The organism is Undibacterium sp. CCC3.4 (assembly GCF_034347425.1).
Classification (GTDB): Bacteria; Pseudomonadota; Gammaproteobacteria; order Burkholderiales; family Burkholderiaceae_D; genus Undibacterium.
The window spans coordinates 3,055,179-3,080,053 of sequence record NZ_CP133779.1 but is presented as its reverse complement, the minus strand read 5'-3'; the positions used below and the strand labels follow the sequence as shown (position 1 = coordinate 3,080,053).

The window sequence follows — 24,875 nt, the reverse complement described above, 5'->3', positions numbered from 1 at the left end:
GACGATCCATTTAGTTGTTCGACTGACTTACAAAATCTGCTTACCGATCCACCAAGCGATGGCGGCAACAAATGCCGCTGCCGGTATCGTCAAAATCCAAGCCCAAACAATATTACCAGCCACCCCCCAGCGCACGGCTGACATTTTTTGCGCCGAACCGACGCCGACGATGGCACCGGTAATGGTATGCGTGGTCGACACCGGTACACCGAGCGCCGTCGCCAAAAACAGTGTGATGGCACCACCGGTTTCGGCACAGAAGCCGCCTACCGGTTTGAGCTTAGTGATCTTTTGCCCCATGGTTTTGACGATGCGCCAACCACCGAACAAGGTTCCGAAGCCGATCGCCGAATAGCATGACAAAATCACCCACCAAGGCGGCATGCTATCCTGCGCACTCGAATAGCCTCCGGCGATCAGCAGCATCCAGATTATCCCCATGGTTTTCTGTGCATCATTACCACCATGCCCGAGGCTGTACATCGAAGCCGATACCAGTTGCAAGCGCCGGAACCACTTATCCACCTTGGCCGGCGTCGAGCGCACGAACAGCCAAGACACAATCAGCATCATCAGCGAACCCAACAGATACCCAAGCAAGGGCGAGAGCACGATGAAACTGATAGTCCACATCAAGCCGGAAGAAATCAAGGCACCGGTACCAGCTTTGGCAACCGCGGCACCGACCAAACCACCGATCAAAGCATGCGAAGAGGAAGAAGGAATACCGAAGTACCAGGTCACTAAATTCCAGAATACAGCACCGACGAGCGCGCCGAAAATCACATAGTGATCGATGATAGCCGGATCAATGGTACCTTTGCCGATGGTGGAGGCGACTTTAAGCTGAAAAAAGAAAATGGCGATGATATTAAACACAGCCGCCATGGCTACTGCCGTCTGCGGTTTGAGAACGCCGGTCGAGACGACGGTGGCGATGGCATTGGCGGCATCATGAAAGCCGTTCATAAAATCAAACAGCAAGGCCAGCACCACCAGCGCGGCGACGACGTAAATGCTGATTTGTATGGTATGCATGAAATGCTCTCTACTATTTATACTGTTACCGCCGACCCGATAAACGGCGTAGCGGCAAACACATTGATCATTCGCTGGCTAGGTGGAGCACCGCTCGCCTGCGAGGCACGGCCTAATCAGGCGTTTTCGACGATGATGCCTTCGATAATGTTGGCGACATCTTCACAACGATCGGTCACAGTTTCGAGAATTTCATAAATCGCTTTTAACTTGATCAGATTGCGCACGTCCGGTTCATCACGGAATAATTTCGACATCGCCGCACGCATGACATGATCGGCATCCGATTCAAGACGGTCGATTTCTTCGCAGATCGTCAGAATTTCGCGCGAATTATCCATATTATGCAGCAAGCCGACTGCAGACTTCACCTTCTCCGCACACGCCAGGCACAACTCGGCCAAACGCTTGGCTTCCGGGGTGATCTCACGGATATCGTAGAGCGAGATAGTTTGCGCCGCATCTTCGAGCAAATCGAGAATGTCATCCATGCGCGTGATGAGTTGATGAATGTCATCGCGATCAAGCGGCGTGATGAATGTTTTATGCAACAATTCAATCGTTTGATAGGTTACGGTATCGGCCTGCTTTTCCAGACTTTCAATCGCGTGAACCCGAATTTCGAGATCATCAAAATTCGTCATCAAGGCCAGCATTTCTTTCGAACCTTTGACGCAGAGCTCTGCATGTTGGTTAAAGAGTTCAAAGAATTTGCCTTCGGTAGGCATGAAGCGTCCAAACATTTTTTTCTCACTGAAAATAAAAATCTAATTGACCCATCCCCGTCGTACTGAGTATGAGTAGGTGGCCGTGGCCACCCAGAACTGCTGCTTATTTGTACGGCCTATTTCTACTATTTATTCGTTATCACCATACACCGACAGCGAACCGACGTAATTATCAAATTTCGTGTATTCACCGAGGAAGGTCAAACGCACACTGCCGATCGGTCCGTTACGCTGCTTACCGATGATAATTTCGGCCGTGCCTTTGTCGGGCGAATCAGGGTTGTACACCTGATCACGGTAAATAAACATGATCACGTCGGCATCTTGCTCAATCGCGCCCGATTCACGCAAATCCGACATCACCGGACGCTTATTCGGACGCTGCTCGAGCGAACGGTTAAGCTGCGACAAGGCAATCACCGGGCAATTCAATTCTTTCGCCAAGCCCTTCAAGTTACGGGAAATTTCTGAAATTTCGGTGGCACGGTTTTCACCGGCAGAATTGGCCGACATCAATTGCAAGTAATCGACAATGATCAAACCAAGCTTGCCGCACTGACGCGCCAAGCGGCGTGAACGGGCGCGCAACTCGATCGAGCTCAAGGCCGGTGTTTCATCGATATACAACTGGGCATCGTTCATTTTTTGTATCGCATGGGTCAGACGCGGCCAATCTTCATCGCTGAGCTTGCCTACCCGCAAACGACTCTGATCGAGCCGACCAACCGAACCGAGCATACGCATGGCCAACTGCGCCCCGCCCATTTCCATCGAAAACACGGCAACCGGCAAGCCGCTCTCGATCGCGACATGTTCACCGATATTGAGCGAAAACGCGGTCTTACCCATAGATGGTCGACCGGCAACAATAACGAGATCGCCTGGCTGCAAGCCTGAGGTCATTTTATCCAAATCGGCAAAGCCGGTTGGCACCCCAGTGATATCGTTTTGATTATCGCGGTTATACAATTCATCAATCCGTTCGACCACCTGCGTGAGCAGCGGTTGAATCGCTTGAAAGCCTTGGGCACCACGCGAACCTTCTTCGGCAATCGCAAAAATTTTTGATTCGGCTTCATCGAGCATTTGCTTGACTTCTTTGCCTTGCGGATTGAATGCATTGCCGGCGATTTCATCGGAAACCGTGATGAGCTTACGTAAAATTCCGCGATCACGCACGATTTCAGCGTAACGGCGGATATTTGCGGCTGAGGGCGTATTTTGCGCCAATGCATTAAGGTAACTGAGCCCGCCAACATCATCGGCTTTGCCCACGCTGCTGAGCGCCTCAAAGACTGTGATCACGTCAGCTGGACGAGAAGAATTGATGAGCTTGATCATGCATTGAAAAATAATGCGGTGATCATAGCGATAGAAATCTTCCTCTCTGATGAAGTCAGCAATACGATCCCAAGCAGCATTATCAAGTAACAGGCCGCCAAGAACAGATTGCTCTGCTTCTATGGAGTGAGGAGGGACGCGAATAGCGTCAAGTTGCGGATCAGAAGCGGCTTTCATGGCGCGCATTATACCTGCTAAATCATGTTACAAAACGATTACATACGAGGAGAACGCTGAGAGTTTATTTTAAACAACAATGCAAACAGGCATCGAAATGGTATAAATAATTTCTAGCGCACATGAAAAAAGCCGGGTCATCCCCGGCTTTTTTTGTTACTTCACTTTACAGCAATTATGCGTGCTCGCCAACTACTGTTACGGTGATGTTCACAACGACGTCTGTGTGCAATGCAACAGCTACCGCGTGATCGCCCGTTGTTTTCAACGGACCTTGTGGCAAACGCACTTGCGATTTTTCAACTACGCAAGCTTGCTTAGCCAAGGCTTCAGCGATATCAGAGTTCGTGACAGAACCGAACAAACGGCCATCCACGCCAGCTTTTTGGGAAATCTGAACGGTAGAACCTTCCAGTTTTTCGCCTTGAGCTTGAGCTGCTGCCAATTTGATTGCTGCAGCTTTTTCGAGTTCAGCGCGCTTCGCTTCGAATTCGGCGATCGCTGCTGTTGTCGCACGGCGAGCCATGCGTTGTGGGATCAGGAAGTTACGTGCATAACCATCTTTAACACGAACTACATCACCGAGGTTGCCGAGATTAACGACTTTATCCATCAGAATAACTTGCATATTTTTCTCCTATACCTTGCCGTCAATTACGCTGTGTGCAGATCAGTGTATGGCAACAACGCTAAGTAGCGTGCGCGCTTGATCGCCGTGTCAACTTGACGTTGGTACAAAGCTTTCGTACCAGTCAAACGTGCTGGCATGATTTTGCCGTTTTCTTGCACGAAATCTTTCAAGGTGTCGATATCTTTGTAATCAACTTTTTCTACATGTGCTGCTGTGAAGCGGCAGAATTTTTTGCGCTTGAACAAAGGGTTTTGTTGCTGACGCTTTTGCTTCAGTTTGCTTTTATCAAATTTTTTACCGAATGCCATTTTTGGCTCCTAATCTAGTAAATTGGTCCCGATTTCATTGATGTGAAACACGAGACTTTTGCTGTTGCGATTTTTGCGTGCTAAAAAACCAGTGAAAACCATCTCTACTTCCATCGGCAAGCTGGCGAACTGTGCTGAAATTTGCCCTGCGGCTTGCGCAGTCATTTCAAATTCGACCAATCTCTCGATGTTGGCTTCGACCTGCCGGGAACTGTGCATCAAAGTAGCAGATGCGATCGGTATACCGGCTGGGGTGTAGCGCAACGGCGATTTCTCTATGATGCGCGCAACAACTTGGAGGTGATTCACTCTTTTTTCAGACGACCTTCTTCAAATCAAACGAATTAAGCAGCCGGGGCTTCGACGCGCGAAGCTTTTGCTGCGTCTTCTTTCTGAACCGCTTTCATCATTGGCGATGGAGTGATTTCAGCTTTTTTCAGTTTGACTGTCAGGTGACGCAGAACCGCATCATTGAATTTGAATGCTGTTTCCAGCTCAAGCAATGTTTCTGCATCGCACTCAATGTTCATGCAAACATAGTGTGCTTTAGCCAATTTTTGTATCATGTAAGCCAATTGACGACGGCCCCAATCTTCAACGCGGTGAACCTGACCACCACGTGCAACAACGCTGGCTTTGTAACGTTCGATCATTGCAGGCACTTGCTCGCTCTGATCGGGATGTACGATAAATACGATTTCATAATGACGCATATATTCTCCTTGTGGACAATAAAATAGCCTGCCTCGGCGTCAAGACGAGTGCAGGAAGAGGAAAGCCAACAAGTGTAACCCAGTTTTTCATTTCATTCAATCACTTCCCTCACTTGTCGACTACGGAACAGAGATTGACGGCCGCTAAGGCAAACAAAGCAGAATTTCCTTGCACATAATGCGACACTGTATAAAAATACAGACTGTTCATATATACAGCGCAATTACGTGCGCCGCCACCTCATGCTTAAGCTGACCGCCCGCCAGGAACAAATCCTAAATCTGATCAAAGACGCGATCCACAATACCGGATTCCCCCCGACCCGCGCCGAAATCGCCAATGAGCTCGGGTTTCGCTCGACCAATGCCGCCGAAGAGCATTTGCAAGCACTGGCACGCAAAGGTGTGATCGAAATCGCCGCCGGCACCTCGCGCGGCATTCGCCTGCTTGAATCAGCCTTGTCCAGCCACATTACCGGCGCACACTTCGCCGTGCCGGCGGCGCTGCTGCAGCTCAGCGTACCCCTGGTCGGGCGCGTCGCCGCCGGCTCACCGATACTCGCCAGCGAGCACATCGAAGCCAGCTATCAACTCGATCCGGCCTTATTCTCTGCCAAGCCCGATTTTTTACTCAAGGTACGCGGCATGTCGATGCGCGACGCCGGCATCCTCGACGGCGATCTGCTGGCAGTTAAAAAATCAGATCAAGCGCGCAATGGCCAGATCATCGTCGCCCGCCTCGGTGATGATGTTACCGTCAAACGTTACAAAAAGACCGGTAATTGCATAGAATTGATCCCGGAAAACCCCGATTATTCGACCATCCGCATCGATGACCAGGAACAGGATTTTTCGCTCGAAGGCTTGGCCGTCGGCCTGATGCGCAATTGGGTGTGATCTGCAGCTGATCGGTACGCCGTTTGGTGCCAAAAAAAATGCCCGCGCAGTACACTGCGCGGGCATTTTTTATTCAAGTAAGGCTCAGTGCTTGACCACGGTGAGATCAACCACCGGCTCAACCACTGCAGCTGCAGCGGCAACAGCCACCGCCGCCACCAGTTCAGGCTCGGGCAATTCCTGCGGCATACGCTCGAGTGCGATTTCCAACACCTTATCAATCCAGCGCACCGGAATGATTTCGAGTTTGTTTTTCACATTATCGGGAATCTCGGTCAAGTCCTTGGCATTTTCTTCTGGTATCAAGACGGTTTTGATGCCGCCGCGATGTGCCGCCAGTAACTTCTCTTTCAAGCCACCAATCGGTAAAACCTCACCACGCAAAGTGATTTCACCCGTCATGGCGACATCGGCCCGTACCGGAATACCGGTAAACACCGAGACCAAGGCAGTGGTCATCGCAATACCGGCCGAGGGACCATCTTTCGGCGTCGCGCCTTCAGGAACGTGAATGTGAATATCGCTTTTCTCAAACACATCCGCCTTGATGCCGAGGCGCTTGGCGCGGCTACGCACGACCGTGCGCGCAGCTTCAATCGACTCTTTCATAACATCCCCGAGGGTGCCGGTGCGTATCACGCCACCCTTACCCGGCATGGCCACGGCTTCTATCGTCAGCAAATCGCCGCCGACTTCAGTCCAAGCCAAACCAACCACTTGACCAACTTGATTGTCCTTGACCGCTACGCCGAAGTCATAGCGACGCACGCCCAAGTACTTGTCGAGATTCTTAGAATTGATCGTGGCTTTCTTTTCGGTCTTCTTGAGCAGCAACATCTTGACGACCTTACGGCAAATCTTGGAAATTTCTCGTTCCAAGGCGCGCACACCGGCTTCACGCGTGTAATACCGAATGATGTCGCGAATCGCGCTTTCCGCAATGCTGATCTCCGCTTCTTTCAAACCATTGTTTTTGATTTGTTTTTGCAGTAAATAACGTTGTGCAATGCTGGTCTTTTCATCTTCCGTGTAGCCGGACAAACGAATCACTTCCATCCGATCGAGCAGCGCCGGCGGGATATTGTAAGAATTCGAGGTTGCCACAAACATGACATCAGAGAGATCGAAATCGACTTCGATGTAATGATCGGAAAATGTATGATTCTGTTCAGGATCGAGCACTTCCAACAGCGCCGATGAAGGATCACCACGGAAATCGGCGCCCATCTTATCGACTTCATCGAGCAAGAACAATGGATTACGCACACCGACCTTCGCCAGGCTTTGCAAAATCTTGCCTGGCATGGAGCCGATGTAAGTGCGCCGATGACCGCGAATTTCCGCTTCATCACGCACCCCACCCAAGGCCATGCGCACGAACTTACGATTGGTCGCGCGGGCGATCGATTGCCCCAGCGAAGTCTTACCGACGCCAGGAGGCCCCACCAAGCACAATATCGGTGCTTTGAGTTTGTCTACGCGTTGTTGGACTGCGAGATACTCAAGAATGCGCTCTTTGACCTTATCGAGGCCGTAATGCTCATCCTCGAGCACTTTCTCGGCATTGGTCAGATCATTATTAACCTTGGATTTCTTTTTCCATGGCAAGGCGACGATGGTATCGATGTAATTGCGCACCACCGTGGCTTCGGCCGACATCGGCGACATCATCTTGAGTTTCTTCAACTCGTTCATGGCTTTGTCGCGCGCTTCTTTCGGCATTTTGGCGGCAACGATTTTCTTTTCGAGTTCATCGATATCGGCACCGTCTTCGCCTTCGCCCAACTCTTTCTGTATCGCTTTGACTTGCTCGTTGAGGTAATACTCGCGCTGCGATTTTTCCATCTGGCGCTTGACGCGACCACGGATGCGTTTTTCTACCTGCAGAATATCGAGTTCACCTTCCAATTGACCGAGCAAATGCTCGAGTCGCTTGGCGACGCTGAAAATCTCGAGGATCACTTGCTTTTGTTCTAACTTCAGCGGTAAATGTGCAGCAATGGTATCGGCCAAGCGGCCGGCATCATCGATACCGGACAAGGAAGCGAGAATTTCCGGTGGAATTTTTTTATTCAGTTTGACGTACTGATCAAATTGCTGAACGATGGCGCGACGCATCGCCTCGACTTCCGAATCATCTTCTTCTTCGGCAGCCACAGGGCTCAGTTCGGCCCAAAAATGCGATTCTGTGTCGTGAATCTTGTGAATACGTGCGCGTTGCGCACCTTCGACCAACACTTTAACGGTGCCGTCGGGTAATTTAAGCATCTGCAAAATATTGGCTACGCAGCCAATTTCGTAGATATCATCGGCAGAAGGCTCATCTTTTGCAGCCGCTTTCTGGGCCGCGAGCATGATGCTCTTTCCTTGTTCCATCGCGGCTTCAAGCGCCTTGATTGACTTCGGTCGCCCCACAAACAGGGGGATGACCATATGCGGAAATACAACCACATCCCGCAATGGCAGCAAGGGCAGTTGGATTTGCTCGGTAATCAGAGTAGTTGTCATGGCGCACCTTTCAAAAATACTAGTTGTTAATGTTGGCGCACAAGGCCAAAACACAAGCCCAGAGTTAAAAAAAAACCATAAAAAAAGCTGCGCAGAGCGCAGCTCGGGCTACGCAGCTTTACTGGAAGCCAGACGCATGGTCTGAGTTCATTCTACTGCGATTCAAAAAAACGCGTTGGCTCGGCACGTAAAAAAAGGGAATTTCTTCCCTTTTTTCTATCAATCACAGCAAATGCTGTTCAGGCACCAGCAACTTTCGCTTTTTCGTGGTAAATCAACAAAGGCTTGGCACCATTGGTAATGGTTCCCTCGTCGATCACGACCTTCTCAACGTTTTGATGACTCGGCAAGTCATACATGACGTCGAGCAAAGCGTGCTCAAGGATAGAACGCAAACCGCGTGCGCCGGTTTTGCGGGCAATGGCTTTTTTGGCAATCGCTTGCAGTGCCGCCGGACGTATCTCGAGTTCCGTGCCCTCCATTTCCAGCAATTTACCGTATTGCTTGATCAAGGCATTTTTTGGCTCAACCAAAATTTGAATCAAAGCCGCTTCATCGAGTTCACTCAAAGTAGCAATCACCGGCAAACGGCCGACCAATTCCGGAATCAGACCGAATTTAATCAAATCTTGCGGCTCAGCATCAAGCATGACTTGGCTGGCACTTCTTTCAGTCTGACTCTTGACACTGGCCGAGAAACCGATGCCGCTGCGCTCAGAACGATCGGAAATGATTTTAGCCAAACCATCGAAGGCACCGCCACAGATGAACATGATGTTGGTGGTGTCGATCTGAATGAAATCCTGATTAGGATGCTTGCGGCCACCCTGTGGTGGCACCGATGCCATGGTGCCCTCTACCAGTTTCAGCAAGGCTTGCTGCACACCCTCACCGGAAACATCGCGGGTAATCGAAGGATTATCCGATTTGCGTGAGATTTTGTCGATTTCATCGATGTAGACAATACCTTTTTGGGCGCGCTCTACTTCGTAATTACAATTTTGCAGCAATTTTTGGATAATGTTTTCTACGTCTTCGCCAACATAGCCGGCTTCGGTCAAGGTGGTCGCATCGGCGATCACGAACGGGACATTGAGCATACGGGCCAAGGTTTGCGCCAACAATGTTTTCCCGGAACCGGTAGGGCCGACCAACAAGATATTACTCTTGGCCAATTCAACATCGTCTTTTTTACCCAAATGCTTGAGGCGTTTGTAGTGGTTGTAGACTGCCACAGCCAAGATACGCTTGGCATTAACTTGCCCGATCACATATTGATCAAGCAACTCGGTGATTTCCTGCGGCGTTGGCAATTCGGTTCTGGCGCTGGCGATATTATCGATATCGGCGACTTCATCACGAATGATGTCATTGCATAAATCTATGCATTCATCACAAATGAAGACTGACGGCCCTGCAATGAGTTTTTTAACCTCATGTTGACTCTTACCGCAAAACGAGCAATAGAGCAGCTTTTCACCACTGGAGGATTTTTTATCGGGCATGATACGAGTATAGAAACAAAGTTAATGAGGGGGAACGCTGATCTGTCATTTTCAACATTTGCGGTGCTTGCTTGCATAGCAATAAGATGCATCTTACCCGCAAAAACCGTTTACGTCATTGCTACCGGTATTGATGCAGGTGAATTGGCAAACCGATTCAATGAAAAAACGCCCGACCTTTTGGGTAACGGGCGTTCATTTGAACTCAAGCAATCACACGCGGTGCGTGAGAACTTTATCGATCAAACCATACTCAGCTGCCGTATCGGCCGACATGAAATTATCACGATCGGTGTCTTTGGCAATCTGATCGAGGCTACGACCGGTTTTTTCAGCAAGTATACCGTTGAGGCGCTCGCGCAGATACAAAATTTCACGCGCTTGAATTTCAATGTCCGACGCCTGCCCTTGGGCACCACCCAAAGGCTGATGAATCATGATGCGCGAGTTCGGCAAAGAAAAACGCTTACCCTTAGCACCAGCGGCGAGCAAAAACGCACCCATCGAGGCAGCCAAGCCAGTACACAGCGTGGATACATCAGGCTTAATGAATTGCATGGTATCGTAAATCGCCATCCCTGCCGAAACCGAACCGCCGGGGGAATTGATATATAAAGATATATCTTTTTCCGGATTTTCACTCTCGAGGAACAGCAACTGCGCCACGACCAGGTTGGCGGTCTGGTCGTTGACCGGACCGACCAAAAAAATCACACGTTCTTTGAGCAGACGCGAATAGATGTCGTAAGAACGCTCGCCACGCCCGCTCTGTTCGACCACCATAGGCACCATGCCCAGCATATTTGTATCCAACGCCGAATTGCGGATGATGCCTGTCATGTGATTTCCTTTTTTTAAACTTAAGCTTGAGCGTTGTTACCCATGAGCTCGTCGAACGGTACAGCTTTATCTGCTACCTTCGCTTTGCCAAGCACATAGTTGACGACGTTTTCTTCTAATACAAGGGCTTCGACTTCAGCCAAGCGGTTACGATCGCTGAAATAATATTTGACGACCTGTTGTGGGTCTTCATAACTTTGCGCGAAATCTTCTACCTGGGCTTTGATTTGCTCCGAAGTTGCTTGCAAGCCATTGGCTTTCACTAATTCAGCCAAGATCAAACCGAGGCGAACACGACGCTCTGCTTGCGCTGCAAACATTTCCAGCGGGAATGGCACGTCCGTGACATTCATGCCGCGCTGGGCCATGTCTTGACGGGTCATTTCAGCCAAACGTTCGCCATCTTGTGCAACCAAGGCTTTCGGCACGTCGAATGCAACAGCTTTCACCAAGGCATCCATGACGCTTTCTTTAGTCTTGGCTTTGACACGGCCTTTGACTTCGCGCTCGAGGTTTTCTTTGATGTCAGTACGCATCTTCACCAAATCGCCATCTTCCACACCAAGCGTCTTCGCAAATTCTGCATCAACGGCTGGCAAGTGCGCCCATTCCAGTTTCGTCAGGGTAATAGTGAACTCGGCAGTTTTGCCGGCCACATCTTTACCGTGGTAGTCGGCTGGGAAAGCCAGTTCGAATACTTTCGATTCGCCCGCTTTCAAGCCCAAGGCGGCAGCTTCGAACTCAGGCAACATGCGGCCTTCACCCAAAACAAAGGCGTAGCCTTCAGCTTTACCGCCGGCAAATTCGACGCCGTCGATTTTACCGACGAAGTCAACCGTAGTGCGATCGCCGTTTTGTGCCGTCGGCTCGCCGCCATCACCATGTTCACCGGCTTCGCCTTTGACGTGGAAATGCACGCGCTGCTTGCGCAGGATGTCGATGGTTTTATCAATTTCAACATCGGTAACATCGGACTTAACTTGCTCAACTTCAGCAGTCGACAAATCACCGACGATCACTTCCGGATACACTTCAAATGTTGCAGTGAAACCCAGTACGCCTTCGACCGCAGCTTCGGCAGCGACCGGCTCGATGTTAGGATAGCCGGCTACGCGCAAACCGCTGTCGCCTATGGCTGCGGCGAATGCTTGACCGACTTTATCGTTCAAGACTTCGCTCTCGACTTGATAGCCATGCTGAGCAGCAACCATCTTCATCGGTACTTTACCTGGACGGAAACCAGGTGCTTTGGCGGAACGTGCACGCACTTTTAAACGTTTTTCAACTTCCGATTGCACATCAGCGACCGGAAAAGAAATCGTCAGGCGGCGTTCCAAATTATCTAAAGTTTCGACTGCAGTTGCCATGAAAATCGTCCAAATAGTAAAAATTCTGTGGTGCGAGGAGGGGGACTCGAACCCCCACACCATTACTGGCGTCAGGACCTAAACCTGGTGCGTCTACCAATTTCGCCATCCTCGCGGGATGAGTGCACAGCTGCGTGCCGGCAACACCGGCAGCACTTACACAAAAACAAAGGGCGACCCGAACAGCAATCGTCGCCCAATCTCATGCAAGTAGCATTACAACTCTAGCCCGATATTCTACTGGATTTTGTAGCGGCGTGTCTTATTTTTTTATTGCCTTAAAAAAAAGCCTGGCGTCAACTCTACGCTGCGCCGCACAAGGCGGCGCCGCGCCTTTCAGACTGGCTGACGAACCCGAAACCAGGTCGCATACAAGGCCGGCAGAAACAGCAAAGTCAAGCCGGTCGCAATGATCAAGCCACCCATGATGGCCACCGCCATCGGCCCCCAAAATACCGAACGCGATAAGGGAATCATGGCCAACACCGCAGCGGCAGCGGTCAGGATAATCGGCCGGAAGCGTCGTACTGCCGCTTCGATCACCGCCGTCCACGCTGCCGTCCCCTCGGCAATATCATGCTCGATCTGATCGATCAATATCACCGAGTTACGTATGATCATACCGAACAGCGCAATTACCCCTAGCTGAGCAACAAAGCCGAATGGTCGACCGAGCAGCAACAGCGCCATGGCGGCACCGGCCACGCCCAGCGGGCCAGTTAAAAACACCAACAGCGCACGCGAGAAACTATGCAGTTGCAGCATCAAGAGGGTAAAGATAATGAACACCACCAGCGGCACATTGGCAGCGATGGAATCTTGTGCCTTACCACTGTCGGCAGCCGCACCGGCCAGCGCGACTTTATAACCAGGCGGCAAGCTTGCGATGATGCTTTGCAAGGCCGGTAAAATCTGCGCCGACACGGTCGGCCCTTGAATGCCATCCACCACATCTGATTGCACCGTCACCGCCCATTCGCGCCCTTCACGCCAGACTACACCGGGTTCCCAAACCAGTGCAATCGTGGCCAATTGCGACAGAGGTAGCGACTTGCCGCTGCTGGTAGGCATATTGGCATTACCAAGCGCTTCTATGGTTGAGCGTTCGTCAAGTGGCTGCCGCACGACCATATCGATCAGCTTGTTGCCATCACGGAATTTCCCTACCGAGCTACCGCTCAGTATCGTGTTTGCCGCGCGCATGACCATTTGCGAGGTAACACCGACAGCACGTAATTTATCCTGATCGAGATCGATACGTACCACTTTAATGGCTTCGTTCCAGTTATCATTCACGCCCAAGGTATTGGCGTTCTGGCGCATGACTTGCTTGACTTGGTCGGCAATTTTTCGCACTTGCTCAACTTCCAAACCGGTCACACGGAATTGCACCGGATACGGCACCGGCGGTCCATTCGGTAGTAATTTGACGCGCCCACGCACTTCCGGAAAATCGACTTTGAAGATGTGGGCAATTTTTAAACGCAAGCTTTCACGCGCCTTCAAATTTTTCGCCAGCACGACGATTTGCGTCACATTGGTTTGCGGCAAAATCTGATCGAGCGGCAAATAAAAGCGCGGACTGCCATTACCGACGTAACTGGTGACGCTGGCCACGCCCTCTTGGTTTTTAATGAAGGCTTCGAATTTCTTGGTTTGCGCCTCGGTAGCGCGGAAAGAAGAGCCTTCCGGCAACCACATTTCAACCATCAACTCTGGCCGACTCGAGTCAGGGAAGAATTGTTGCTCGATGAATTTGAAGCCAAAAATACCGAGACCGAAGATCGCCAACGTGATCACGATGGTCGTTTTGCGCCAAGTGACACACCAGGTGACGGCGCGCCGGAAAGCACTGTAAAAAGGGGTATCGAATAGCTCTTGCTGACCATGCTCACCCACATGCGGCTTCACCTTCAGCAGCAGAAAGCCGAGATAAGGCGTAAATAAAACCGCCGCAAACCAAGAAATCAACAAGGCCAGAGCATTGACCGAAAACATGGAAAACGTGTATTCGCCGGCCGCCGACTTGGCTAAACCGATCGGCAAAAATCCGGCAGCGGTAATCAAGGTACCGGTCAGCATGGGCATGGCGGTAGAGCTATAGGCAAAGGTGGCGGCATCGAAACGCGAAAAGCCCTCTTCCATCTTGCGCACCATCATTTCCACGGCGATGATGGCATCATCGACCAACAAGCCCAGCGCAATGATCAAGGCACCGAGCGAAATCTTATGCAAGTCGATGTCAAGCACATGCATGAACAAAAAGGTGATCGCCAACACCAGCGGTATCGTCAAGCCGACCACCAAACCAGGCCAGATATCGAGCCGAAATGGCTTGGTGTGCAAGCCGAGTGCGAGAAAGCTGACTGCCAGCACGATGATCACCGCTTCAATCAAGGTGTGAACGAATTCCCCCACCGAGGCCTGCACCGCATCAGGCTGATTACTGACTTGCTCGAGCTGTATTCCGACCGGCAATTTGGCCTTGATCTGCGCGACCGTCGCCTGTAAATGCGTACCCAGTGCGACAATATTGCCGCCCTTCTCCATCGAAATACCTAAGCCCAGCACGTCCTTACCATTGAAGCGCATGGTGTCGTGCGGCGGATCTTGGTATTGTCGTTTGACGGTGGCAAAATCGCCGAGACGGAAGGTGGTGCCATTCGCGCGCAACTGCAAATTTTCCAAATCTTTGGCCTGCATCAAGGCACCCGACACCCGCACCTGCAGATCATCGGCCGCCGTCGTCAAGATACCTGTGCCTTCGACACCATTTTGCGCACTGATTTGTGTGACGATTGCATCAAAAGAAATACCGAGTTGAGAAAATTTCTTCTGAGAAAATTCAATTTGAATTTTTTCATCTTGAACACCGAATAATTCGACTTTTGCCACGCCAGGGATGCGTAAAAATTGCTGCCGCACGAAGTCACCGTACTCACGTACTTGCTCGTAGCTGAAGCCATCGCCGGACAGGGCAAAAATAGAACCATAGGTATCGCCGAATTCATCATTGAACATCGGTCCGATCACGCCTGGCGGCAGGGTATCCTTGATATCGCTCATCTTTTTACGCACTTGGTACCAAGCTTGCTGCACCTCTTTCGGCGGCGTCGATTCACGCAATTCCAGCGTAATCAAGGTTTCACCGGGCTTGGAATAGCTGCGAATACGGTCGATATACGGGGTTTCCTGCAATTTCTTTTCCAACTTATCCGTCACCTGATCGGCCATCTGCAAAGCCGTGGCACCGGGCCAGACCGCTTTGACCACCATGGCGCGAAAAGTGAACGGCGGATCTTCATCTTGGCCCAGTTTGCCGAAACTGAAAATACCGCCCAACAGCAGTGCTACCATCAAATAACGCGTCAGCGCGATATGCTCCAGCGCCCAGCGCGATAGATTAAAGCCTCCGGAAGCGCCACTCATCGCGCCGCTCCCGCTGGTGCTGCCGCAGCCGGCGCACCAAGCAGCGTTACCCGTTGCTCCGGCTTTAAGAAATGCACACCAGCCGTGACCACGGTTTGACCATCAGCAAGCCCACCAGCGACCAAGGCCTCCTCACCTTGCGCACCGAGCACGCGCACTGGCGTCAGCTTGACTATGCCATCGCGCACCACCCACACCGCGTCGCTACCCTTTTCTTGCAGCAAGGCTGTCATCGGCACATGCATCACTTGATCAGGCGTAACGAGAGCGAAACGTACCGTCGCCGTCATACCGAGGCGCACATTGGCCGCTTCGGTCGGTAGCACCACCTTGGCACTGTAAGTACGGGTAACCGGGTCGGCAATCGGAGATAGTTCGCGCAAGCGCCCCGCCACCGTCTTGCCCGGCTCAGCCCACAGACTGACGCGAATATCATTCATTTTCGCAATGCCATTGATTTTATTTTCCGGCACACCAACCACCACTTCCATTTCACCCTTCTGAGCTACCCGGATAACGGGCGTGCCAGCCGCCACCACTTGACCGACTTCGGCATCGATGCTCGTCACCACACCATCGGCATCAGCCACCAGACTGGCGTAGCCGGTTTGATTACTTTGACTGGAATGGGCAGCCAGCGCCTGCTCATAAGCCGACTGTGCCGATTGCCAAGCAACTTGCTTGGCATCGAGCACGGCGGCGGCAACGAAATTTTTGCTACGCAATTCTTGGTAACGATGCAACTCTGCGCGCGCCAGTTCACGATTACTATCAGCTGCCGCCAGCGCGGCCTTGGCTTGCGTCTGTGCCAGCGCCAAATCTTGCGGATCGAGTTGCATCAAGACTTGACCACGGCGCACCAAGCTACCCAACTCGACTTGGCGGTGGATAATCTTGCCAGCCACCCGAAAACCTAGCCGCGACTCTATGCGCGCGCGCACTTCACCGGACAACTCCAGTGCTGCCACGGCACTGGCCGCATGCACGGTCACGGCACGGACCGGACGAATATCTTCGTCTTTTTCGACTGGCTTGGAACAGGCCGACAAGAGGGTCAGTGTGGCAAACGCCAGACTGACCCCTCGCACAGCGGCGCGACCACGCGGTAAATGAGGTAGGCGCGGGGATGGCGCGGCGGTGGATGCAACAATGCTCACTGGGGTTTTCCTTTACTATCTGGCGGTTCAGACTGAAACGCCGAAAAGTAGGCGCAGCAGCAATCTTAAATATAAATGACTCAACGGTTAGTTATTATAATTAAGGCCTTTGCTTTTGCCAATGACTTTTCGGTCATTAAATAATTTCCCCTTATGCCGACAGAACACTACGAAAATTTCCCAGTTGCGTCGATGCTGTTACCGCCGCATTTACGGCCGGCCGTACAAACCATCTACGCCTTCGCCCGCAGCGCCGATGATTTCGCCGACGAGGGCGATGCCAGCCCAGCCGAGCGCCTGCAGGCTTTGCAACAGTACGAACAAGAACTCGATGGCATCGCTGCCGGGCAGGTTTCAAGCCAGCCCTTATTTCAGGCACTGGCCGCCGTGATGACTGAATATCAGTTGCCAGTGTCAGCATTGCGCGATTTATTAAATGCCTTCAAGCAAGATGTTACCACCACGCGCTATAGCGATTACGCCAGCTTGCTCGATTATTGCCGCCGCTCGGCCAATCCGGTCGGTTGCCTGATGCTGCATTTGTATGGTGCCGCCAACCCAAAAAATCTGCTCGATTCCGATGCAATCTGCAGCGCCTTGCAATTAATTAATTTTTGGCAAGACGTGGCGATCGATATCAAAAAACAGCGCATCTACATTCCCCTCGAAGACTTGCAGCACTTCGGGCTGGACGAGCGCGCCTGCAGCGGCCCCGCCAAAGACCCGGCCTGGCAAGCCTTGATGTTGTTTCAAACGCGCCGCGCTCATGCACTGATGCTGTCCGGCAGTGGTCTGGCGAAACGCTTGCCGGGACGGATAGGTTGGGAATTACGCTTGGTGGTGCAAGGCGGCTTACGCATCATTGAAAAAATCGAGGCGGTCAATGGCGATGTATTCCAGCGCCGCCCGAAAATCGTCGCCAGTGATTGGCCGCTACTGCTGTGGCGCGCACTGAAAATGTAAATTTCAGCAAGGAAGCGCGGATGAATCGGCGCAATTTGGCGCATAATGGCGGAAAAGCCACTTTACCGTGGCGCGTATGCTTTATCCCTAGTTTTTCCACTGCCCGAGCGTGAGTTGATGATGCAAAACCAAACTTGTATAAAGCCTTTGTTTTTCCTACTATGCATGCTCTCGCTCAATGGTTGTACGGTTCTGGCGATTGCCGATGTAGCGGTAGCGACCACGGTCAAGGTTGGCGGCGCGGTGGTCGGCACGGCCGTCGATGTTACCAAAGCCGGAGTCGGTGCCGTCACCGGCAGCGCTGCCAAATAAATCCGGCCAGCTCACCATAGCCAGAGCCAAGACATAGAAAACATCATGCCCACCGAACTCGAAATCGAGCAACATCGTCAGATTCAGGCCGCCGCCAAAGCAGTGCTGAGCCAATTAGCCAGTCTGATCACGGCCGAAGACAGTGAAAAAAGCATCGCCGACAAAGCCCATCGTTTGCTGCAAGATCAAGGCTACCCCGATACGTGGTACTACGCCTGCCCAGCTCTGGTATTGCTCGGCTCGCGCAGTTGCGTATCGATTTCGGGCCGCGACTATCAACCGCGCGAAGAACTGGTCGGCCGCTCCAACCTCGTCACCATCGACCTGAGCCCGACTCGCGACCGCTTCTGGGGTGATTGCGCACGCTCGTTTCCGATCGAGAATGGACGCGTCACGACGACGCCGCAATTACGCGAATTTCAAAACGGCTTGGGATTTTTAGAGCAAATGCACTTGCAGATGCTCAAACTGGTACGGCCACAAACCAGTTTCGCGCAATTGTTCGACTGGGCCAATATGCGCATTCGCGAAAATGGCTTCGTCAACCTCGATTACCGCAATAACGTCGGTCACAGCATTGCTAGCGAGCGCGACGCGCGCCAGTATATCGAATCGAACAACCATGCCCTGCTCGCAGACGTGCCGTTTTTCAGCTTTGAACCTTTTATTCGTCTCAAGGGTGGTAAATGGGGTTTCAAGCGCGAAGGTATTTTCTATTTCAATCAAGCGGGTAATTTGGAAGAACTCTAAGATAAAGAAAAGCCAGCGCGGATCACATCAGCGCCAGCGCTGGCCAAACAAAAACCGCTGCCAACCCCTCAGGGTGGCAGCGGTTTTTTTATTTAACGAGGTGATCAGATACAGTTGACCACGACATTCGCTGAAGCAGCCGGGTTACCAAGATTGGCAACACCGCTGGCATTTTGCACCGAGCAAGTTTGCCCGGTCGGCTGAGTCAGCACCGCTACTTTATATGGCATCCCTGTCAACAAAGACCAGTTGAAATTGTACACACCGATGGTGGTCAATGTAAGATTATCAACTCGTGCCGTCGAGGTATCGGTCAACACCAGGGTATTACCGGCAGTCAGGCCCGTCACCGTCACGGTCACTGGCGTCGCACTCACGCAAGCAACGGTCACGTTGGCTGCCGCAGCAGCATTGGCATTATTGGCCAAACCGGCACCATTGGCGACGGTACAGAATTTACCTGCAGGTGGGCGCGACACCGTGACATTGTAATTATCACCACTGACGACATAGGTTGGCAGCACAAACGTACCATTACTGGTCAGCGCGGAAGCACTGTCGACGTCGAGGTTGAGGCTCTGACTGGTGTTGGTGATATTATTATTGAGGTAGAGACTGTCACCATCCGGTAAACCGGTGATACTACCGACGATTTGCACATTCGGCACACAAGTAACGGCAACATTGGCCACGCCGGACGAACTGTTCATCGTGCCGCTGCCGTTGGCGACGCTACAATTGACCAAATTTGGCTGGGTTGCCACCGTGATGGCGTAGACGGCATTACTGGCTTCATTAAAGGAAAATGTGCCGTCAACCGTCAAACTTTGGTGGTAATTGCCTTCATTGCGCAGAACCAAGGAATTGGTACCGCTCGTGCCCAAGCCGGTGACGGTACCGCTGACGGTGGTGTACACAAAGCCGCCGCAGCCGACCAGAACGAGTCCGAGTCCGGCCAGAATTCCTGCAAGTTTTGATTTATTCAAGATGTTTGTCCAAATTAAGAGTTTTTTACTGCGAAAGCCGGGCTCTTTTTGCAGAGCGACCATATAATGCGCCAACCAAAGCACTATTATACGAGCTGGTGCGCGTCAGGTTAACAATTCTGCGTCGCAATTACATTACGATACGTCTATGCCTCCTACCTGCGTGATTTCATTTCACACAGTGATGAAGTTTGTTAGCATAGCGATTTATTTGGTTTTGTGCCAATTACTTATACGAAGACAATGTCCCCTGACGAATATTGCCAACAAAAAGCCGCCCAGAGCGGATCGAGCTTTTACTACAGCTTTCTGTTTTTGCCCGCCGAACGACGGCGCGCCATTACCGCACTCTACGCGTTTTGTCGCGAAGTCGATGATGTGGTCGACGAAAGCAGTGATGACATGGTCGCGCGTAGCAAACTGAACTGGTGGCGCAAAGAAATTCAAGCCATGCTGGCCGGCACACCCACCCATCCGGTTTGCTGCGCCTTGCTGCCTCATATGCGTCGCTTCGAACTCGATGGCGCGCATTTGCAAGCAATCATAGACGGCATGGAAATGGATCTGAACCAAACCCGCTACCTCGATTTCCAGGCTTTGCAAAAATATTGCTGGCATGTTGCGGGCGTGGTTGGCATCCTGTCGGCCAGTATTTTCGGCATCAGCAATCCGCAAACCCGCAGTTTCGCGGAAAAACTCGGACTGGCATTTCAGATGACGAATATCATCCGCGATGTCGGCGATGATGCGCGCAAAGGCAGGATTTACTTGCCGGTAAACGAATTGCAAGAATACAAAGTCACGGCAGCCGATATTCTCAACGCCAAGCACAGTCCCGAGTTTGTTGAATTGATGCAGTTTCAATATCAACGGGCCCAACGCTTGTATGATGAAGCCTTCGCCCTGCTGCCACCGGAAGACCGGCGCGCCCAGCGTACCGGCTTGATCATGGCGGCGATTTATCGCAGCTTGTTGGAAGAAATACGTAACGATGGCTTCCACGTTTTGAATCAGCGCATTTCCTTGACGCCAATACGCAAGCTTTGGTTGGCATGGAAAACTTACCTGCGTGCTTGAGGTGGGTGCGCGCGACATCGCCGTCATCGGTGCCGGCTGGGCTGGCTGTGCTGCAGCCATTGCTTTAAATCAAGCAGGTCACCGAGTCAGTCTGTTTGAAGCCACCCGCACGGCCGGCGGGCGAGCCCGTCGTGTCGAACTGCAAGGCATGGCGCTCGACAATGGTCAGCACTTATTGCTAGGCGCGTACCGCAACAGCTTGGCGATGCTGCGCCAGGTCGGCATCGATCCTGACCTGGCCTTGTTACGCCTGCCTTTACAAATGATCTACCCACCAGGCGAAGATGGCATGCATTTTCTTGCGCCACGCAGCACTTGGTGGCCAGCCCCCTTGCATCTGACCATTGCTCTTTGGCAAGCTACTGGCTTAACGCGCGCCGATAAAATGGCACTCGCCCGTTTTTCCTCGACGGCGCGCTGGATGGATTGGCAGCTCAATGAAGATTGCAGCGTCACTGAATTACTGCAAGGGTTTGAACAGAGCGAACGGCTGTGTCGCCTGATGTGGGTGCCACTATGCTTGGCGGCTTTGAATACGCCGCCCGAACAGGCATCGGCACAAATTTTTCTGCATGTCTTACGCGACAGCTTAGGGGCCCGAAGAGCGGCCTCGGACATGTTGATTCCACGCATGGATTTATCCTCCTTGTTTCCGCAGCGTGCCACCGAATACCTGTTACAACGCGGTGCACATGTCCATTTCGGACAAGCGATACGACAATTGCAGCGAAGCACCTCTGGTCAATGGCAACTGAGCCAAGATGTCGACGCGCCGCACTACGATGGTGTCATCGTCGCCTGCGACCCCGATAATGCCCGGCGCTTGCTGCAGACTTGCGGCGAAGAGAGCGTACCGGCGTTTGAACAAGCCGCGATTTGTACTTGCTATTTACAATACCGAGCAGATTTGCAACTGGCACGTCCACTGTTTGCGCTGCGCGACGATGTCGCAGCACAAGCCTGGGGGCAATATGTCTTCGATCGCGGCCAACTCGATGCCAGTCAAGCCGGCCTATTGGCGGTCGTCATCAGCGCCGCGCACGGCTTGCCTGATCACAGCACACTGGCTGCCGCCATCGCTCAGCAATTGGCACTGAGCTTTGCCATGCCGGAACTGGCAGCGCCACGCTGGAGCCGCGTCATTACCGAGAAGCGCGCGACCTTCAACTGCAAGGTGGCCTTGGCACGTCCCGATAATCAGACCGGCCAAGCCGGCTTACTGCTCGCCGGCGACTATACCGCCGGCCCTTACCCATCAACGCTGGAAGGCGCGGTCAACAGCGGACTGCGCGCCGCGGCACTAAGCTAAGAAAGCGCGGATTTAATCCGCGCTTCCCTACGTCATATCGTCGATCTCACGGATTTTATTCATCGCCTCATCGATACGATCGACAGCGATGATAGTCAAGCCTTCAATTTTCTGCTTCGGTGCATTGGCTTTCGGAATCATGGCAATGGTGAAACCGAGTTTCGCCGCTTCCTTAAGCCGCTCTTGACCTCGAGGGGCTGGTCGTATCTCGCCGGCCAGTCCGACTTCACCGAACACGACCAAGCTGCGCGGCAAAGGCTTATTGCGCATGGAGGAATTTATCGCCAGCAAGACCGCCAGATCGGCCGCCGGTTCGGCGATTTTCACGCCGCCGACGGCATTGATAAACACATCTTGGTCAAATGCCGCCACGCCCGCATGGCGGTGCAACACGGCCAATAACATCGCCAAGCGGTTTTGCTCCAAACCAACCGACAGACGGCGCGCATTCGGGGCGTGCGAGCTGTCGACCAAAGCTTGTATTTCCACCAATAAAGGACGAGTCCCTTCTTGCGTAACCATGACGCAAGAACCGGCCACTTGCGTCTCGTGCTGCGACAGAAACAGCGCCGACGGGTTAGCCACACCCTTGAGGCCGCGCTCGGTCATGGCGAAGACACCGAGTTCATTGACGGCACCGAAACGGTTCTTGATAGCGCGCACCAAACGGAAACTGGAGTGGGTATCACCTTCGAAATACAATACCGTATCGACGATATGCTCAAGCACACGCGGACCAGCCAAGGCACCTTCCTTAGTCACATGGCCAACCAAAATCATGGTGATATCCATGGTCTTGGCGAGGCGCGTCAATTGCGAGGCACATTCGCGCACCTGTGCCACCGAACCGGGTGCCGAACTGAGTGCATCCGAATACATGGTTTGAATAGAATCAATGACCACCACCTGCGGCCGATGCTCGGCCAAGGTTTGCAGAATTTTTTCCAATTGGATTTCCGCCTGCAAGGCCAAGCCATCGGTACGCAAACCGAGGCGGTGCGAACGTAAGGCAATCTGAGCCCCCGACTCTTCGCCGCTGACATACAAGACCTTTTTTAGCTGCGCCAAATTCGCCAAAGCCTGCAACAACAAGGTCGATTTGCCGATACCGGGATCGCCACCGATCAGCACCACCCCACCCGACACCAAGCCACCGCCCAGCACCCGGTCGAATTCTTCAATGCCGGTGCCAAAGCGCGGCACATCGGCCGCCTCAATATCGGCCAAATTAAGTACCGGCGCGGTTTGCGCCAAACTTTGCGGACGCGCCGAAAACCGATTTCCCGGCGCTTCGACCAAGGTTTCCACCAAGGTATTCCATTGCCCGCAAGCTGGACACTGTCCAGCCCATTTATTGCCAATACCACCACATTCGGTACAGGTGTAATTTGTTTTTGCCTTTGCCATCACGATTCCCTGCGCACGAGCGGCGCATGCTGATAAGTTTAAAAAATTGAATAACTACTGATATTTTACCCAGTATTGTGGGTAAAGCTGATGCTATTTCAGTTGAAGCACCCGAATTTCATGGTATAAAGCTGACCGATAACTCTTTGTCACAGGCAAATCATCAGCATGAAACGCGGTTTCTATACGATCATGGCGGCGCAGTTTTTTTCCTCGCTGGCCGACAACGCTTTGCTCATCACTTCGATGGCTTTATTGGTCTCCATGGAATCGCCCGCATGGATGACGCCGCTGTTGAAATTATTCTTTGTGTTGTCGTATGTAGTGCTGGCCGCCTTCGTCGGCGCGTTCGCCGATTCGCGCCCGAAAGGCCGCGTGATGTTCTTCACCAATCTGATCAAAGTCGCCGGCTGCGCACTCATGTTCGTACAAGTGCATCCGCTGGTGGCGTATGCAGTAGTCGGCTTCGGCGCGGCGGCCTATTCGCCGGCCAAATACGGCATCCTCACCGAATTGCTGCCGCCGGAACGTCTGGTCGCTGCCAATGGCTGGATTGAAGGGTTGACGGTGAGCTCGATCATCCTCGGCACCGTCCTCGGCGGCGCACTGGTTACCCCGAATGTGTCGGCCACTTTACTCAGCTTCGATTTCCCCTTCATCGACCTCCCGGTTCACACCCCCACCGAAGCTGCCTTGTGCGTGATTACCGGTCTATACTGCATAGCAGCAATTTTCAATCTGAGAATTCCCGACACCGGCGCCCGCTATAAGCAGCAGCAACACCACCCGCTACGCTTGATCACCGAGTTTTGCGGCTGTTTCATGACGCTGTGGCGCGACAAGCTGGGGCAGATCTCGCTGTCCGTGACGACGCTGTTCTGGGGTGCCGGCGCGACCTTGCAATTCATCGTCTTGAAATGGGCAGAAGAATCACTGAACATGCCGCTCAACAAGGCCGCTATTTTGCAAGGCGTGGTAGCAATCGGCATCGCCCTCGGCGCGGTGGCGGCAGCGCGCTTCGTACCTTTGAAAAAATCTCTATCGGTGATGCCGGTGGGAATCGCCATGGGCTTGGTCGTGGTGACCATGATTTTCGTGCACAGCGTGTGGATCGCCTATCCCTTGCTGATTTTGATCGGCATCCTGGCCGGCTTCTTCGTGGTACCGATGAATGCCCTGTTACAGCATCGTGGTCATGTGCTGATGAGTGCAGGTCATTCAATTGCAGTGCAAAATTTCAATGAAAACCTGTCGGTACTGGTCATGCTCAGTGTGTATGCGGTGATGGTTTCGCTGAAACTCAATATCCAGATCGTCACCATCCTGTTCGGGGTATTCGTCGCTTGCACCATGTTCTTGGTCATGAAAAAACACCACGCCAATCAACGCCAACACGATTCACTGGCCTTGATCGGCGAACACAAGCACTGAA

Annotated in this window: 22 protein-coding genes and 1 tRNA gene; 7 read left to right on the top strand and 16 right to left on the bottom strand. The window is 52.4% G+C overall.

Annotated features, from left to right (window positions below; genetic code table 11):
* Window positions 1–27 precede the first annotated feature (27 nt).
* From RHM61_RS13710 to rpsF, 7 genes are all read right to left on the bottom strand, one after another.
* Window positions 28–1,038 carry an inorganic phosphate transporter gene (locus RHM61_RS13710; RefSeq protein WP_322247863.1) on the bottom strand — a complete coding sequence of 337 codons (1,011 nt, stop codon included), beginning with the start codon at window positions 1,036–1,038 and terminating at the stop codon, window positions 28–30.
* A gap of 116 nt (window positions 1,039–1,154) precedes the next feature.
* The gene (locus RHM61_RS13705) at window positions 1,155–1,781 is read right to left on the bottom strand and encodes a DUF47 domain-containing protein (RefSeq protein ID WP_322247862.1); all 627 of its coding nucleotides are present in this window, start codon (window positions 1,779–1,781) and stop codon (window positions 1,155–1,157) included.
* 114 nt (window positions 1,782–1,895) lie between these two features.
* Complete coding sequence (locus RHM61_RS13700; protein ID WP_322247861.1) at window positions 1,896–3,284, bottom strand: replicative DNA helicase; 1,389 nt, start codon at window positions 3,282–3,284, stop codon at window positions 1,896–1,898.
* A 175-nt stretch (window positions 3,285–3,459) separates the two neighbouring features.
* Window positions 3,460–3,912, bottom strand: a complete 453-nt coding sequence (gene rplI, locus RHM61_RS13695; protein WP_322247860.1) for a 50S ribosomal protein L9 — start codon at window positions 3,910–3,912, stop codon at window positions 3,460–3,462.
* Window positions 3,913–3,938: 26 nt separating this feature from the next.
* The gene (rpsR, locus tag RHM61_RS13690) at window positions 3,939–4,223 is read right to left on the bottom strand and encodes a 30S ribosomal protein S18 (protein ID WP_110252960.1); all 285 of its coding nucleotides are present in this window, start codon (window positions 4,221–4,223) and stop codon (window positions 3,939–3,941) included.
* A gap of 9 nt (window positions 4,224–4,232) precedes the next feature.
* Window positions 4,233–4,532 carry a primosomal replication protein N gene (gene priB, locus RHM61_RS13685; RefSeq protein WP_322247859.1) on the bottom strand — a complete coding sequence of 100 codons (300 nt, stop codon included), beginning with the start codon at window positions 4,530–4,532 and terminating at the stop codon, window positions 4,233–4,235.
* A 35-nt stretch (window positions 4,533–4,567) separates the two neighbouring features.
* The gene (gene rpsF, locus RHM61_RS13680; RefSeq protein ID WP_322247858.1) at window positions 4,568–4,936 is read right to left on the bottom strand and encodes a 30S ribosomal protein S6; all 369 of its coding nucleotides are present in this window, start codon (window positions 4,934–4,936) and stop codon (window positions 4,568–4,570) included.
* Between the two features lie 243 nt (window positions 4,937–5,179).
* Between rpsF and lexA the strand changes: the two genes are divergently transcribed.
* Complete coding sequence (gene lexA / locus RHM61_RS13675; protein ID WP_322247857.1) at window positions 5,180–5,833, top strand: transcriptional repressor LexA; 654 nt, start codon at window positions 5,180–5,182, stop codon at window positions 5,831–5,833.
* 84 nt (window positions 5,834–5,917) lie between these two features.
* Here lexA and lon read toward each other — a convergent pair whose 3' ends face one another.
* From lon to RHM61_RS13640, 7 genes are all read right to left on the bottom strand, one after another.
* Window positions 5,918–8,341, bottom strand: a complete 2,424-nt coding sequence (gene lon, locus RHM61_RS13670) for an endopeptidase La (RefSeq protein WP_322247856.1) — start codon at window positions 8,339–8,341, stop codon at window positions 5,918–5,920.
* 239 nt (window positions 8,342–8,580) lie between these two features.
* Complete coding sequence (gene clpX, locus RHM61_RS13665) at window positions 8,581–9,846, bottom strand: ATP-dependent Clp protease ATP-binding subunit ClpX (protein ID WP_322247855.1); 1,266 nt, start codon at window positions 9,844–9,846, stop codon at window positions 8,581–8,583.
* A 213-nt stretch (window positions 9,847–10,059) separates the two neighbouring features.
* On the bottom strand, window positions 10,060–10,686 hold the full coding sequence (gene clpP, locus RHM61_RS13660; protein ID WP_322247854.1) for an ATP-dependent Clp endopeptidase proteolytic subunit ClpP: 627 nt from the start codon (window positions 10,684–10,686) through the stop codon (window positions 10,060–10,062).
* Between the two features lie 20 nt (window positions 10,687–10,706).
* Complete coding sequence (gene tig, locus RHM61_RS13655; RefSeq protein ID WP_322247853.1) at window positions 10,707–12,053, bottom strand: trigger factor; 1,347 nt, start codon at window positions 12,051–12,053, stop codon at window positions 10,707–10,709.
* A 28-nt stretch (window positions 12,054–12,081) separates the two neighbouring features.
* Window positions 12,082–12,168, bottom strand: a tRNA-Leu gene (locus RHM61_RS13650).
* Window positions 12,169–12,389: 221 nt separating this feature from the next.
* Window positions 12,390–15,482, bottom strand: coding sequence for an efflux RND transporter permease subunit (locus RHM61_RS13645; protein ID WP_322247852.1), 3,093 nt, complete (start codon window positions 15,480–15,482; stop codon window positions 12,390–12,392).
* On the bottom strand, window positions 15,479–16,639 hold the full coding sequence (locus tag RHM61_RS13640) for an efflux RND transporter periplasmic adaptor subunit (protein WP_322247851.1): 1,161 nt from the start codon (window positions 16,637–16,639) through the stop codon (window positions 15,479–15,481). Before RHM61_RS13640 ends, RHM61_RS13645 begins: the two co-directional genes overlap by 4 nt.
* 153 nt (window positions 16,640–16,792) lie before the next feature.
* Here RHM61_RS13640 and hpnC point away from each other — a divergent pair, with 153 nt between their 5' ends.
* The 3 genes from hpnC (at window position 16,793) to RHM61_RS13625 (ending at window position 18,664) form a co-directional block, all read left to right on the top strand.
* Window positions 16,793–17,602, top strand: coding sequence for a squalene synthase HpnC (hpnC, locus tag RHM61_RS13635; protein WP_322247850.1), 810 nt, complete (start codon window positions 16,793–16,795; stop codon window positions 17,600–17,602).
* 165 nt (window positions 17,603–17,767) lie between these two features.
* The gene (locus tag RHM61_RS13630) at window positions 17,768–17,914 is read left to right on the top strand and encodes a hypothetical protein (protein WP_322247849.1); all 147 of its coding nucleotides are present in this window, start codon (window positions 17,768–17,770) and stop codon (window positions 17,912–17,914) included.
* 45 nt (window positions 17,915–17,959) lie between these two features.
* Window positions 17,960–18,664 carry a M24 family metallopeptidase gene (locus RHM61_RS13625; RefSeq protein WP_322247848.1) on the top strand — a complete coding sequence of 235 codons (705 nt, stop codon included), beginning with the start codon at window positions 17,960–17,962 and terminating at the stop codon, window positions 18,662–18,664.
* A 104-nt stretch (window positions 18,665–18,768) separates the two neighbouring features.
* Here the strand turns inward: RHM61_RS13625 and RHM61_RS13620 are convergent, their stop codons facing one another.
* Window positions 18,769–19,650 (bottom strand): hypothetical protein, encoded by an 882-nt coding sequence (locus RHM61_RS13620; RefSeq protein WP_322247847.1) that lies wholly within the window; start codon window positions 19,648–19,650, stop codon window positions 18,769–18,771.
* A 243-nt stretch (window positions 19,651–19,893) separates the two neighbouring features.
* On the opposite strand from RHM61_RS13620, the gene hpnD reads away from it, so the two are divergent.
* Both hpnD and hpnE read left to right on the top strand, forming a co-directional pair.
* Window positions 19,894–20,727, top strand: coding sequence for a presqualene diphosphate synthase HpnD (hpnD, locus tag RHM61_RS13615; RefSeq protein ID WP_322247846.1), 834 nt, complete (start codon window positions 19,894–19,896; stop codon window positions 20,725–20,727).
* On the top strand, window positions 20,720–22,036 hold the full coding sequence (gene hpnE / locus RHM61_RS13610; protein ID WP_322247845.1) for a hydroxysqualene dehydroxylase HpnE: 1,317 nt from the start codon (window positions 20,720–20,722) through the stop codon (window positions 22,034–22,036). Before hpnD ends, hpnE begins: the two co-directional genes overlap by 8 nt.
* A gap of 27 nt (window positions 22,037–22,063) precedes the next feature.
* On the opposite strand, the gene radA is transcribed toward hpnE, so the two are convergent.
* A complete protein-coding gene (gene radA / locus RHM61_RS13605; protein WP_322247844.1) occupies window positions 22,064–23,443 on the bottom strand; it encodes a DNA repair protein RadA in 1,380 nt (459 codons plus the stop codon).
* 168 nt (window positions 23,444–23,611) lie between these two features.
* Here radA and lplT point away from each other — a divergent pair, with 168 nt between their 5' ends.
* Window positions 23,612–24,874, top strand: a complete 1,263-nt coding sequence (lplT, locus tag RHM61_RS13600) for a lysophospholipid transporter LplT (RefSeq protein ID WP_322247843.1) — start codon at window positions 23,612–23,614, stop codon at window positions 24,872–24,874.
* Window position 24,875 lies beyond the last annotated feature (1 nt).